General features: G+C 36.7%; 10 protein-coding genes. 7 read left to right on the top strand and 3 right to left on the bottom strand.

The window, feature by feature from the left end; translation table 11 throughout:
* The first annotated feature begins 126 nt into the window (after positions 1–126).
* Positions 127–1,266 (top strand): acyl-CoA dehydrogenase family protein, encoded by a 1,140-nt coding sequence (locus PFY09_RS20010; protein ID WP_076392514.1) that lies wholly within the window; start codon positions 127–129, stop codon positions 1,264–1,266.
* Between the two features lie 266 nt (positions 1,267–1,532).
* Here the strand turns inward: PFY09_RS20010 and PFY09_RS20015 are convergent, their stop codons facing one another.
* The 3 genes from PFY09_RS20015 to PFY09_RS20025 all read right to left on the bottom strand — a co-directional run bounded on the left by PFY09_RS20015 (position 1,533) and on the right by PFY09_RS20025 (position 6,335).
* Positions 1,533–2,483 (bottom strand): DUF4349 domain-containing protein, encoded by a 951-nt coding sequence (locus tag PFY09_RS20015; RefSeq protein WP_271160865.1) that lies wholly within the window; start codon positions 2,481–2,483, stop codon positions 1,533–1,535.
* A 342-nt stretch (positions 2,484–2,825) separates the two neighbouring features.
* The gene (locus PFY09_RS20020) at positions 2,826–4,421 is read right to left on the bottom strand and encodes a peptide chain release factor 3 (protein ID WP_271160866.1); all 1,596 of its coding nucleotides are present in this window, start codon (positions 4,419–4,421) and stop codon (positions 2,826–2,828) included.
* Positions 4,422–5,156: 735 nt separating this feature from the next.
* Entirely contained in the window at positions 5,157–6,335 is a 1,179-nt protein-coding gene (locus PFY09_RS20025; protein WP_271160867.1) for an MFS transporter, read from the bottom strand.
* Positions 6,336–6,710: 375 nt separating this feature from the next.
* Here PFY09_RS20025 and PFY09_RS20030 point away from each other — a divergent pair, with 375 nt between their 5' ends.
* The 6 genes from PFY09_RS20030 to PFY09_RS20055 all read left to right on the top strand — a co-directional run bounded on the left by PFY09_RS20030 (position 6,711) and on the right by PFY09_RS20055 (position 13,197).
* Positions 6,711–7,541, top strand: coding sequence for a CPBP family intramembrane glutamic endopeptidase (locus PFY09_RS20030; RefSeq protein WP_271160868.1), 831 nt, complete (start codon positions 6,711–6,713; stop codon positions 7,539–7,541).
* Positions 7,542–7,658: 117 nt separating this feature from the next.
* A complete protein-coding gene (gene rdgB / locus PFY09_RS20035; RefSeq protein WP_372487808.1) occupies positions 7,659–8,234 on the top strand; it encodes an RdgB/HAM1 family non-canonical purine NTP pyrophosphatase in 576 nt (191 codons plus the stop codon).
* A 145-nt stretch (positions 8,235–8,379) separates the two neighbouring features.
* On the top strand, positions 8,380–9,294 hold the full coding sequence (locus PFY09_RS20040) for a ribonuclease Z (protein WP_271160869.1): 915 nt from the start codon (positions 8,380–8,382) through the stop codon (positions 9,292–9,294).
* A gap of 6 nt (positions 9,295–9,300) precedes the next feature.
* The gene (locus PFY09_RS20045; protein WP_408640178.1) at positions 9,301–10,071 is read left to right on the top strand and encodes a TIGR02757 family protein; all 771 of its coding nucleotides are present in this window, start codon (positions 9,301–9,303) and stop codon (positions 10,069–10,071) included.
* Positions 10,072–10,084: 13 nt separating this feature from the next.
* Positions 10,085–10,636: a DUF1003 domain-containing protein gene (locus tag PFY09_RS20050; protein WP_271160870.1), complete on the top strand. Its 552-nt coding sequence runs from the start codon at positions 10,085–10,087 to the stop codon at positions 10,634–10,636.
* Positions 10,637–10,836: 200 nt separating this feature from the next.
* On the top strand, positions 10,837–13,197 hold the full coding sequence (locus tag PFY09_RS20055) for a choice-of-anchor L domain-containing protein (RefSeq protein WP_271160871.1): 2,361 nt from the start codon (positions 10,837–10,839) through the stop codon (positions 13,195–13,197).
* Positions 13,198–13,407: the final 210 nt, after the last annotated feature.

Genomic DNA, 13,407 nt, shown 5'->3' on the forward strand with positions numbered 1-13,407 from the left:
AAACTTAATATATATATGATGAAAATTTAAAAATTGAGATATTTCGTTGTTTTTATCTAATTTATGATTCTATTTTCAGATTTGCCCAAAAAGTGTAAATTAGCGACCATCTAATTATTCAATGTTATGGACTTTAATTTATCAGAAGAACAGCTGATGATTCAGCAGGCAGCAAGAGATTTTGCGCAAAGCGAGCTTTTACCGGAAGTAATCGAAAGAGACCGCGACCAGAAGTTTCCTGCAGAACAGGTAAAGAAAATGGGGGAAATGGGACTTATGGGGATGATGGTGGATCCTAAATACGGCGGTGCCGGAATGGACAGCGTTTCTTACGTTCTTGCAATGGAAGAAATTGCAAAAATAGATGCTTCTGCGGCTGTGGTAATGTCTGTAAACAACTCATTGGTTTGTGCAGGTCTTGAGAAATTTGCTTCTGAAGAGCAGAAAGTAAAATATCTTACACCTTTGGCAAGCGGACAGGTAATCGGAGCTTTTGCTTTGTCTGAGCCTGAAGCAGGTTCTGATGCAACTTCCCAGAAAACAACTGCGGAAGATAAAGGAGATTATTACCTTTTAAACGGGATCAAAAACTGGATCACAAACGGTGGAACAGCATCTTACTATATTGTAATTGCACAGACAGATCCTGAGAAAAAACATAAAGGAATCAACGCTTTCATCGTAGAAAGAGGTTGGGAAGGTTTCGAGATCGGTCCGAAAGAAGATAAACTGGGAATCAGAGGAAGCGATACGCATTCTTTGATCTTCAATAACGTAAAAGTACCGAAGGAAAACAGAATCGGGGAAGACGGTTTCGGATTCAATTTCGCGATGGCTGTTCTGAACGGTGGTAGAATCGGGATTGCTTCTCAGGCTTTAGGAATTGCTTCCGGAGCGTACGAACTGGCTTTGAAATATGCCAAAACAAGAAAAGCGTTTAAAACAGAAATCATCAATCATCAGGCGATTGCATTTAAACTGGCAGATATGGCAACTCAGATCACAGCGGCAAGAATGCTTTGCTTCAAGGCGGCTGTAGAAAAAGATGCTGGAAAAGATATTTCTGAAAGCGGAGCAATGGCAAAATTATACGCTTCTCAGGTGGCAATGGATACTACGATTGAAGCTGTACAGATCCACGGTGGATACGGATATGTGAAAGAATATCACGTAGAAAGAATGATGAGAGATGCCAAAATCACTCAGATCTACGAAGGAACTTCTGAAATCCAGAAGATCGTTATTTCAAGAAGCATTGCAAAGTAATTGCTTAATTATACATGAAATAGTAAAAGGCTTCCGCATTTGGAAGCCTTTTTACATTCACACGAACCACAAAATATAATATATAAAATTTTTTGTCTGCTTTATTTATCTTTTTGATGGAAATTTGAGGCTAAAGTTAAATTTTACAAGCTTTTTTCCTTTCTTAAAGACTTATCAAAAATATCAATAACATCGGTTAAAAATCAATTTATCCCATTAAAATAATATTAAAATAAAAATCCATCACAAAGGATGGACTTTCGAAATTAATGGGCATCATGATTGGTTGTGTTTTTACCCCTCTTTTTATAAAAATAATATCCGATTCCGGCAATTAAAAGCAACGGCCAAAGCGGCAGAATAAACAGGAAAATAGAAGTAATGACACTCCATCCTGAGGAAACGGCGGCTAACGATTTCTCACCAAAAGTTTCCGGAGCTTTATGAGCGTTATCCAAAAGAGAGATCCTGATCTCACAAAGCGTATTGTTATAATAGTCATTTCCTTTTACTTCTATGTTTTTACTTTCAATATTGCCGATATTGCTGCTTAAATCATCCATCAGTTGATCAAAATTTTGCAGAGGAACTTTAATCTGAAGATAATATGCTTTTTGATCCGCCATTTCCGAAGATCTGTCATCGGAAGGTTCTGCTGCAACATAAGTGAGCTCTTCTTTTGTCACAGCACCGTTGTTTCTAACCGTTTCCTGTCTTATAACTTCCCTTACAGTTTCCGCATTGTCTGCATTCATGGTTAAATAACCCGATTTTACCATTTTATTTTTCAGAACATTCAGTTCGTAATTTTCATTCTTCGGTTTGTCTTTATAAACGATTTTGGTTTCTTTAATCACTTTCGGAGCCGGAACATTCACCACAATTTTTTCTTCTTTTTTAGCCGAATCCTTTTTCTCGTTTTTCGATTCCAGTTTTACGGAAGAAATTTTCTCAGATAAAGAATCTACCATTTTGGAAGTATTTTCAATTTTGTCTTTCACTTCATTTTTAGCATTTTCAAAATCTTTGATTTTTACATTGGCAGAATCCAGTGCAGCATTGGCTTTTTCGCTTACGTCATTAATTTTTTCAGAGGTCGCAGAAATCGTACTGTCTGCTGATTGCACTGCATCTTCAATTTTAGATGTTGCCGCTTCTCCTTTTTTACACATGATAAACGTGCTTGATACAGCAACGAGTAAGATGAACTTTTTCATAACATTAATTTTTTCGATGAGGTAAAATTAGGAGGGAAGTTTTTGTAAAGATTGTAAAGGAATTGTTTTGCTTATGTAAATTGATAAGGGGTTGAATTTTAGCATTTTGTAAAATAAAAAAAACCTGTTTTACAAAGTTTTTTTTAATCTTTGGTTTTTTTTTCTTAATTAAATCTTATCTGAATTTAATTTTCAGCACTGTCATTTTGAACGAAACAAAGTAAAGTCGAAAAATCTCAGATACCCTCAAGATACTTCACGTATAAAAGTTTCATTTAATTCCATAAAAAAATCCGCAGAAAAACTTCCGCGGATTATCTATTTAAAGCTGATTTATTTCAATTAAGCATTCTTAAACTCACTGATGAAATGCAGTTTCACATTCGGGAACTTCTCCTGCGTCATATGAATCGTGAAAGAAGAATCGGCAAGGAAAACCAACTGGTTGTATTTATCTCTCGCCAAAAATCTCTGTTTCAGTCTTGCAAATTCCTTGAATTCGTCTGACTTTTCATCCGCTTCCACCCAACACGCTTTGTGCATAGAAAGAGGTTCGTAAGTACATTTTGCCCCATATTCATGCTCCAGACGATACTGGATAACCTCATACTGAAGCGCACCCACTGTTCCGATGATCTTTCTGCCGTTCATTTCAAGGGTAAATAACTGTGCAACCCCTTCATCCATCAACTGATCGATCCCTTTTGCCAGTTGTTTTGCTTTCAACGGATCGTTGTTGTTAATATATCTGAAATGTTCAGGAGAGAAGCTCGGAATTCCTTTGAAATTCAGTTTTTCGCCGCCTGTTAAGGTATCTCCGATTCTGAAACTTCCCGTATCATGAAGACCTACAATATCTCCCGGGAAACTTTCATCAACCACCTCTTTTTTATCCGCGAAGAAAGCATTTGGTGAAGAGAACTTCATTTTTTTGCCCTCTCTTACCAAAAGATAATTTTCATTTCTCTTGAAAGTTCCCGAAACAATTTTCACGAAAGCCAGTCTGTCCCTGTGCTTCGGATCCATGTTCGCGTGGATCTTGAAAACGAATCCTGTAAAACCATTTTCTTCCGGCTTTACAATACGCGTATCACTTTCCTTCGGTTGTGGCATCGGTGCAATATCAATAAAAGCATCCAGCAACTCACGAACCCCGAAATTATTCAAAGCCGAACCAAAGAAAACAGGCTGCAAATCCCCCTTCATATAATCTTCACGGTTGAATTCAGGATAAACCGACTGAACCAGATCCAGTTCCTCTCTTAAAGTAGCGGCAGCTTTTTCGCCAATCACTTCATCAATTGAAGGATCATTAATATTGTCAAACTTTATCGCTTCACCCACCTTCTGTTTCTTCTCTTCCAAAAACAACTGGATATTGTTTTCCCAGATATTGTAAATTCCCTGAAAGTCAGCTCCCATCCCGATTGGCAAAGAAAGCGGACAAACCGTTAATCCTAACTTCTGTTCCACCTCATCCAGCAAATCGAAAGCATCCTTACCTTCACGGTCAAGCTTATTAATGAAAACCAGCATCGGAATATTTCTCATTCTACAAACCTGAACAAGCTTTTCCGTCTGTTCCTCAACCCCTTTTGCAACGTCGATTACTACGATTACAGAATCAACCGCCGTTAAAGTTCTGTACGTATCTTCTGCAAAATCCTTGTGACCGGGAGTATCCAGAATGTTGATTTTGTGGTTTCTGTATTCAAAAGCCAGTACCGAAGTTGCCACGGAGATTCCTCTCTGTCTTTCAATTTCCATGAAATCGGAGGTCGCTCCCTTTTTTATTTTGTTGGATTTTACCGCACCCGCTTCCTGAATTGCACCCCCGAAAAGCAAAAGCTTTTCCGTAAGAGTGGTTTTTCCGGCATCGGGGTGAGAGATAATTCCGAAGGTTTTTCTTTTTTCTATTTCTTTGATTAAGTATGACATATCGTATTTTGAAGTTGCAAAAATCGGGAATTTTGTCGAATCCTGAAAATTTTGTTTAAACACAAATTTTTACACGAAAAAGCATGAATTTTATTTAACCACAAAGTCACAAAAGATTATAACATATTCGCAGCTTAAGATTAAATTCTTTATACGTAAAAGAACCCATTAGTTTAAAAATCTTTGATTTTTTATTTTGAAGTTGTTTGAAGTAAGAGAGTTTGCTCCTTTAGGAGCAGAATCTGTGTAGAAATAATAATAAATCCGCAAATCAATCCGTAGGATTGATATCTATAAATATGATAAATTTTTTAAAGATAGCGTTCCTACGGAACGCAAAATGCATTGTGAATAAGGTGTCTACACAGATAAAACTCGATAGAGTTTTCTACCGTTTTACTTTAAACAACTTTTTTTGTTTGCTTTTGCCAAACTAAAAATAGGCTAAAAAAAAAAATCAAATTCGTGGAATTTGTGAAAGCCATTGGTGTTATTCGTGTTTAAAAGATGTACAATGAATTTAAATTTATTGGAAAAACGCTAAGGCGCAAGATTTAGATAAGAATTTTCCAGTCTTAAGACGCAAGGATAAAATCAAAGATTTTATTTTATAATTCTGATGATCAATTTTATCAGAGATAAAATCCTTGCGCCTTAAAAATTTTGAGAATAGTAAAAATCCTGCGTCTTTGCGAATACCAACCTGAGTCCTGTTAATTCTTGTAAAAATTAGTGCTATTTGTGTTTAAGCTTAAGTAAATACGCCAGTCCCAATCCCACAAAAACCATCGCCGCACTGAAAGGGAAAATATAGCTCATTCCGTAAAGATCGGCAATTCCGCCGATCAGCGGTCCTGCAACACCTAGAGAAAGATCAATAAAAAGACCATATCCCGCCAAAGCGGAACCCTGATTGGAAGAAGGCACACTTTTAATCGCAACCACACCCAAAGCCGGAAAAATTAATGAAAAACCAAGTCCTGTAACGCCGGCTCCTACAAGAGCCATTTGTGAATTCGTGGCAAATGAAATAATTAAAAGTCCAATGGTTTCTACCAAAAGACAGACAATGGCGACTTTAATTCCTCCGTAATTATTGATTACATTATTGAAAACGAGTCTTCCTGCAACAAACAGTCCACCGAAAACACTCAGACATAAAGCGCCGTTATTCCAGTGAAAATAGTTGTAATATAAAGTGATAAAAGTAGAAATACTCGCAAAACCAAGTCCTCCTAAAGCCAGGCAAACGCCGAAAGGAGCCACTTTTCCCAAAATTTTCCAGAACGGCTGTGATTCTTTTATATCCGTGTTGGTTTTATTGTCTTTGGTTTTTGCAAAAAGAAACCCTAAAATTCCAAGAATAATCGAAAGAATTCCGATTCCGTATAAGCTGAATTCATGCTCAATCGTTACGCCCAGAGAAGCTCCGATTGCTAAAGCGCCGTAACAGGCAACGCCGTTGTAGGAAATAATTTTTGCCGTATGTTTTTCTCCGACCGCCATAATTGCCCAGTTAATCGGACTTGCACCGATCATTCCTTCCGCACAGCCTGTAAGAAGACGCGTGATGACTAAAAATGTTAAACTTAACCAAGGAGAAAACTTGAAATAATAAGCAATGATCAGGAAAATTCCGGTCAGCGAAAAACTGATCATGCTGAATAAAACGGCTGGTTTCGGACCTTTTCCGTCAATGATTTTTCCGGAATAAGCTCTCAGAAAAAATGTAGAAACATACTGCAGACTGATGACCAAACCTGCAATCACCAGACTGAACCCAAGACTTTTATTAATGAAAATAGGAAGCACCGAAAGCGATAATCCAATAACGAAATACCCTATAAAGGTAAAACTTACATAACTGATTAAAGACAGATTAACATTCTCCGACTTTTTTACCAAACCCTGCATGTGAAAATATTAAGCTGCAAAGTTACTTCATTAAAACAGTCTGACAGAGAAATTTAACTTAAAATCTGTTTAACTTTTTTTATTTAACCGCAAAAGTTATAAAAGATAAGCTGAAATTTTATTCAAATTAAATAACGAAAAATGAAAAAGCAACAGCAGCTTTAAAAATCTTCGATTTTTAGTCTTTTGAGAACTTTGATTATTCTAATTATTGCGGAATAATGGTCTTTTGCAACTTTTGCGGTTAATTTTGAAATTAGTTTAAACATTTTAAAGAACATAAATGTAACAATGTATTTTAAGGTTAAACTTCTCTGCAATTCTCTTTTCTCATAATTTGAATTATCTTTGTTTCTCAATAAATTCTTAGATTCTATGGAAAAAAGTAAATATCCGAATTTCAAGTTTACATGGATTGGCGGTCTTGTTTTACTGGCAGGATTGTTTTTCGGAACAATGGTTGTTTCATCCTTTAATGTTTTCTGGGTGTTTACTTTCAAAGAAAATCTACAGTACAGAGACTGGTTTTTTATGATTACCAATGCCGCAGGATTTCTTACGGCGATTGCTTTCTTTGATTTTTTCATTGTGAGAAGAACAACAGGAATGAAGCTGAATTTCAATTTTTCTCCCACTAATTTTTCTACTTATCTCCTGATTTTTCCAATGATGATCGGGATGATGTTTATTGCAGAATTTATTACCGCCCAGATTCCTACAACGGGACCTTTTTTCGGAAAGTATTACGATTTTTTTACTCAGATGATGGAAAAACTTACCGATGATCCGGTTGTGATGATCATTACTGCCGTTATCTGTGCGCCTATTTTTGAAGAAATTATTTTCAGGGGAATTATCCAGAAAGGATTGATGAATAAAGGCGTTGAACCAAAAATGGCAATTGTTTTTGCTTCCGTAATCTTTGGAGCTATTCACGGAAATCCGTGGCAGTTTGTGGGAGCTGTTCTGTTAGGATGCGTTCTGGGATTGGTCTATTACAAAACAAAATCTCTGCTTTTACCGATGCTTTTGCATGGTTTTAATAATTTATGTTCCACCTTATTAATCACTTATGTAAAAACGGAAAGCTTCGCAGATGCTTTCAAAGTTTCAGAATGGATCATACTGACGATAGGAATGGCACTTTTCTCCTTGTTTTATTTTCTTTTTATGAAAAAATATAAAGTGCATTATTCTGAAATTTAAATCTAAACACGAATGACACTAAATTTTTAAACACGAATTTCACTAATATCATTGGTGTTATTTGTGATGATGATTTAAGGTTTAAACAAAATAGAAATTAAATAAATGAAATTGAATATGGAATTACTGGTAGCAACGCACAACATACATAAGAAAGAAGAAATTCAGCAGATTTTAGGCGATGAATTTGTCGTTAAAAGTCTTGCCGATTACGATCTTCATGAAGAAATTGTAGAAGACGGAGACTCTTTCAATGCCAATGCGTTAATTAAGGCGAAATACTGCTTCGAAAAAACAGGAATTCCAAGTTTGGGTGACGACAGCGGACTGGTTGTAGAATCTCTGGACGGAAGACCTGGAATTTTTTCCGCGCGTTATGCAGGAAATCATGATTTTGCCAAAAATATCGAAAAAGTTTTGGGCGAAATGGAAGGTATTGAAAACAGAAAAGCGTATTTCATTACTGTTTTATGCTATTATGACGAAAACGGAGCCAAATATTTCGACGGAAGGGTTCACGGAAATTTACTGAAGGAAAATAAAGGTTTCAAAGGGTTTGGCTACGATCCGATCTTTGTTCCGGAAGGGTACGAAATGACTTTTGCTGAAATGGAACCGCAGGATAAAAATAAAATCAGTCACAGAAAACAGGCTTTGGATCTATTTTTGGATTTCCTGAAAGGGAAAGAATAGTTTGAGGTTGAGGCTAAGATGTATGGTAAAAAAAGAAACCGGAATTTAGATATTTAAATTGGTTTCCACTACGTAATTTTAATCTCAGCCTAAATCTTAGTCTTAACCTAAATCCGTACATTTGTCACCTTAATAAACCATCGATTTGAGTACTTATTTAACGATATTAGGCTTTAATTCAGCAATTCCTACGGTGAATTCTTCTCCTACCGCGCAGTTTCTGGAGATGGAAGAACGGTCTTTCCTCATCGATTGCGGGGAAGGAACGCAGGTACAGTTGAGAAAAGCCAAAGCGAAATTTTCGAAGATCAATCATATTTTTATTTCTCATCTTCACGGAGATCACTGTTTTGGTTTACCGGGGCTTATTGCTTCCTTCAGGCTTTTGGGAAGAGAAATGCCGCTTCATGTTTACGGTCCGAAAGGAATTAAGAAAATGCTGGATACTATTTTCACGATTACAGAAACGCACCGTGGTTTTGAAGTGGTTTATCATGAACTGGATAAAGATTATTCAGAGAAAATTTACGAAGACAGCAGGGTAGAAGTGTACACCATTCCTCTGGATCACAGAATATACTGCAACGGTTATCTGTTTAAAGAAAAACCGAAAGACAGGCATCTGAACATGAAGGAAATCGCGAAATACAGCGAAATAGAAACCTGTGATTATCACAATATAAAAGCCGGAAAAGATTTTGTTTTAAGCGATGGATATGTTCTTAAAAATGAAATCCTTACGATAGAGCCTGCTCCTTCTGTTTCTTATGCATTTTGCAGCGATACGAGATATCTGGAAAGTGTGATCCCGATCATTAAAAATGTAACCGTGCTTTATCATGAATCTACATTTCTTCATGATTTGAAGGAAATGGCAGATTATACGGGACATACAACTGCTCTGGAAGCCGCAACGGTAGCCAGAAAAGCAGAAGTAGGAAAACTGATCTTAGGACATTTTTCCAACCGTTATGGAGATCTTACCGTATTTACCGATGAAGCAAGAACTGTTTTTCCCAATACTTTCTTACCGAAAGCACTGGAACCTGTAAAAATTTAAAAAATAATGTTGAAGTTTGAAGAACTGAAAATCTTCTTAGATGAAAAGGCAGACCAGTACAATGATCCTGAATTTATAGAAAATGATCCGATCCAGATTCCGCATCGTTTTTCTCTGAAACAGGATATTGAAATTGCAGGATTTCTGGCGGCGACAATTTCCTGGGGAAACAGAAAGGCGATCATTAAATCGGCAGAGAAAATGCTCGATATTATGGGAAATTCGCCTTATGATTTTGTTTTGAATCATTCGGAAAAGGATTTGAAATTGATGGAGGGCAAAAGTGTTCACAGAACGTTTAACGGAGAAGATTTTGCTTATTTTATTAAGCAGTTTAACAGAATTTATTTGGAAAATGAGAGTCTGGAGGATTTATTCAGGGTAAATGATTCTGAAATTAATTTTTCTCATGCCATTGAACGTTTCAGAGCACAGTTTCTGGGAACGGAAAAGCACAGAACGCACAAACACGTAAGTTCGCCGTATAAAAATTCTTCCACCAAAAGAATTATCATGTTTCTGCGCTGGATGGTGCGTAACGACAGGCGTGGCGTAGATTTTGGTCTTTGGGAAAATACAGATCCGAAATATCTTTCGATTCCGTTGGATGTACATACCGGAAATATTTCAAGGAAACTGGGGCTGATTACGAGAACGCAGAACGACTGGAAAACCGTGGAAGAACTGGATATTGTGATCCGGAAATTTGATGAAAAAGATCCTGCAAAATACGATTTTGCATTGTTTGGACTGGGAGTTACGAAAGAATTACTATAAAAATTGAAACGCAATGAAAAAGAACGAAGAAAAAATTGAAATGCTGGAAAAAATTGCCAACGGAATCACATGGTGGATCGGCTCTATTCCGTCGCTCATTGCACATACCCTGTTTTTTTTGATTTCTTTTCTTCTGCCGATTCTCCATCTTGTGGAATTTGATAAAATGCTGCTGATTCTTACAACGGTCGTTTCTTTGGAAGCAATTTATCTTGCCATTTTCATCCAGATGTCGGTGAATAAAAGCCATGAAAAAATTGAGGTTATTCAGGAAGATATTGAGGAAATTAGTGAGGATATTGAAGATATTCAGGAAGATATTGAAGAGATCAGCGAAGACATTGAAGAAATCAGCGAGGATATCGAAGAAATTAATGAAGATATTGAGGATATTCAGGAAGATATCGAAGAAATTAATGAGGAAGAAGATGAAGAAGATCACATTGAACGCGCCAAAAATGTGATGCTGAAAAGCAATGTAAGTTCCAATAAAAATGAAATTAAAGCACTGAAAGATAAGATCTCAGAATTGCAGAATATGATTGACGAACTGAAAAAAGATTAGTTAATCAACAGATAAAAGTGATGAAATAGTAAAAATTCATACAAAAAGGCTGATAATTTTATCAATCTTTTTTATTAATTCAGATAGAATATCTGTTATTTCTGTAATTTTAAAATATTTTAGGTTATTTGTAGCATAACGCTTATTTTTTGTTCTGATTTTAGCTAATAATTTAGTATTTTTGAACAAACAACAACAAAATGTTAAATTATAGATTAAAAAACTACTATTTCTTTTTAGTGTTGCTTCTGGTTTCGGGATCTATGTTTGCCCAAAAAACATCAAGAAAACCGATCAAAGAAAAGCATACTAATTCGAGTTTAAAGTCAGGTGCATTTATAGATGTTAATGTCGCTTCCTATGCGCCATCATCTTATAATATAGAACAGCTTGTTAAAAATATCCTTATTACAGGCGGTTCAAGTTGTGCTGTTGCCAATGTTACCAACGTCACTGTTTCTCCCAATCAGCCCGCAACAGACACCGAAAGAGCTTGGGGATATTTTCATAAAGGAACTACTGCCTTTCCGTTTACGGATGGTGTTGTATTGGTAACAGGGAAAGCCCGAAGAGCAGGAAATGTGTTGGAAAGCGGATTGAGCGATCCTGTTCCCGGATCTACCGTTAGTGATCCGGATCTTGTAACGGCAATTAATCCTTTGGCTCCGTTAAAAGATGCCGTTTTTATTGAGTTCGACTTTGTTCCTAACAGTACTCAGGTAAAATTTAATTATATTTTTGCTTCAGAAGAATATACCTCAGATTTCCCTTGTGGAGTTTATTCCGATGGTTTTGCTTTATTACTGAAAAAAGTAGGGGATCCTACTTATACCAATATGGCAATTTTACCGGGAACAGCGGGACCTGTAAGCGTTACCAATATCGTTCCTTCCGGTAACGGGTTCTCATGCGGACCTATTAACGAAGCTTATTTCGGAGGAATGAACACTTCAAATATCGAAACGAATTTCAATGGAAGAACAATTCCTTTAACGGCAACTGCAACGGTAATTCCGGGGCAGACGTATCATTTTAAAATGGTTTTGGCAGATGCTTCCGACAGCAGTTTTGACTCTGCGGTTTTCCTTCAGGGAGGATCTTTTGACATAGGAATGACCATTGTAGACGGCAGCGGAAATCCATTAACCAATGTTAACATGTGTGATAACACGCCGCAAACTCTAACAGCGCAAATTGCTTCTGTTCCGGGAATGACCTTCCAATGGTACAAAGACGGTGTTGCAATTGCAGGGGCAACCAATGCGACCTATATCGCTACATCACCCGGTGTGTATGTGGTAAGAACATTTGTGGGCGGAACCAACTGCCAGACAGCTACTGTTACCATTGTAGGCGGTACAACGCCACCTGCACAGAATGCTACTTTAAAACTTTGTACAACACCATCTTTGGCAACATTTAATTTAAATGATGCAACGCCGCAGATTACAACTTCCACTACGGCTATTGTTCGTTATTATGTGAATCAGGCAGATGCTGTTGCTCAAAATGCAAATTATCTTACGGCAGCGCAAATGGCAAGTTATAACGGAACAGACGGACAGGTTTTGTATGTCGTGGTTTCTAATGGAGCTTTCTGTAGCAAAACGGTAACTTTAACTTTAAGAAAAGAAGCAACGCCTGTTGCGCAGCTTACGGCAACAAAAGTAAGAATCTGCTTAGGCGAATCTACAACTTTAACAGCTTCGAACGGAGCAACCTATCAATGGACGAATTTATCGGGAACCGGAGCTACACAAACGGTTTCTCCAACCCAGACTACAACATATTCTGTTTATGCCATCGGAACACAGGGATGTAAATCTCTACAGCCTGCATCCGTTACTGTAGAAGTTGTTCCGGCTATTAAATCAACACTTTCCGGTGGTATGATCTGTCAGGGAGATGTTATTAATTTAGATGCAGGAGCAGGCCCGAACTACAGTTATCTTTGGAGTAATGGAGCAACATCTCAGACGATTTCTGTAGGAACGCCGGGAACATACAGTGTAACCATTACCAATGGAGTTTGTTCAAAAATTTTTACAACACAGGTTATCCAGGCGGTTATTCCGGAAGTTATTAATGTTAACTATAACGAAAACGGAACCATGATTATTACGGCAAGTAATCCAAGCAACGGTGTTTTGGAATATTCTGTTGATAATGGTTTAACATGGCAAAATTCAAATACATTCACCAATGTGCCGAGAAATACAGTTATTGCCATTAGAGTAAGAGTGAAGAATACAAGCTGTGTAGGCTTCCTTGAGTATTTTACATTCGTAATGCAGAATGTTATTACGCCAAACGGAGATAACATTAATGACATCATTGATTTCCGAATCGTGAATAAAAACAAAGACTTTAAAGCTTCTATTTTCGACCGTTACGGAAAAGAAGTCTACAGGGAAAGCAGCTTACAGCCTTATTGGGACGGATATTTCCAAGGTAAACGACTGAATACCTCATCATACTGGTATCAGGTAAGTTTTGAAGATCCTGCAAGTAAAAAGCCGGTCGTAAAGACAGGATGGATCTTATTGAAAAATTTTGAATAAATTTTGAATCACAATAGAAAAGACCAACAAATTGTTGGTCTTTTTTACGTTTTAGAGATAATTGAAATTACTCTTTTTATAATATCTTTAATTGTATTAGTGATAATGTAATTAGCATTGAATTGAAATTCAATTGAAAAAAATAGTATTTTTGTTTAAAATAATATAAAATGTTAAATAGGAGGACAAAAAATTTATTTTTGGCTTTGC

It is taken from the genome of Chryseobacterium gambrini (genome assembly GCF_027920505.1).
In the GTDB taxonomy this organism is placed as follows: domain Bacteria; phylum Bacteroidota; class Bacteroidia; order Flavobacteriales; family Weeksellaceae; genus Chryseobacterium; species Chryseobacterium gambrini.

Coding starts and splice junctions, on each gene's coding strand:
- PFY09_RS20020 (WP_271160866.1), bottom strand. CDS start 4,421: ATGTCATACTTAATCAAAGAAATAGAAAAAAGAAAAACCTTCGGAATT.
- PFY09_RS20050 (WP_271160870.1), top strand. CDS start 10,085: ATGAAAAAGAACGAAGAAAAAATTGAAATGCTGGAAAAAATTGCCAAC.
- PFY09_RS20015 (WP_271160865.1), bottom strand. CDS start 2,483: ATGAAAAAGTTCATCTTACTCGTTGCTGTATCAAGCACGTTTATCATG.
- rdgB (WP_372487808.1), top strand. CDS start 7,659: ATGGAATTACTGGTAGCAACGCACAACATACATAAGAAAGAAGAAATT.
- PFY09_RS20045 (WP_408640178.1), top strand. CDS start 9,301: ATGTTGAAGTTTGAAGAACTGAAAATCTTCTTAGATGAAAAGGCAGAC.
- PFY09_RS20025 (WP_271160867.1), bottom strand. CDS start 6,335: ATGCAGGGTTTGGTAAAAAAGTCGGAGAATGTTAATCTGTCTTTAATC.
- PFY09_RS20055 (WP_271160871.1), top strand. CDS start 10,837: ATGTTAAATTATAGATTAAAAAACTACTATTTCTTTTTAGTGTTGCTT.
- PFY09_RS20030 (WP_271160868.1), top strand. CDS start 6,711: ATGGAAAAAAGTAAATATCCGAATTTCAAGTTTACATGGATTGGCGGT.
- PFY09_RS20010 (WP_076392514.1), top strand. CDS start 127: ATGGACTTTAATTTATCAGAAGAACAGCTGATGATTCAGCAGGCAGCA.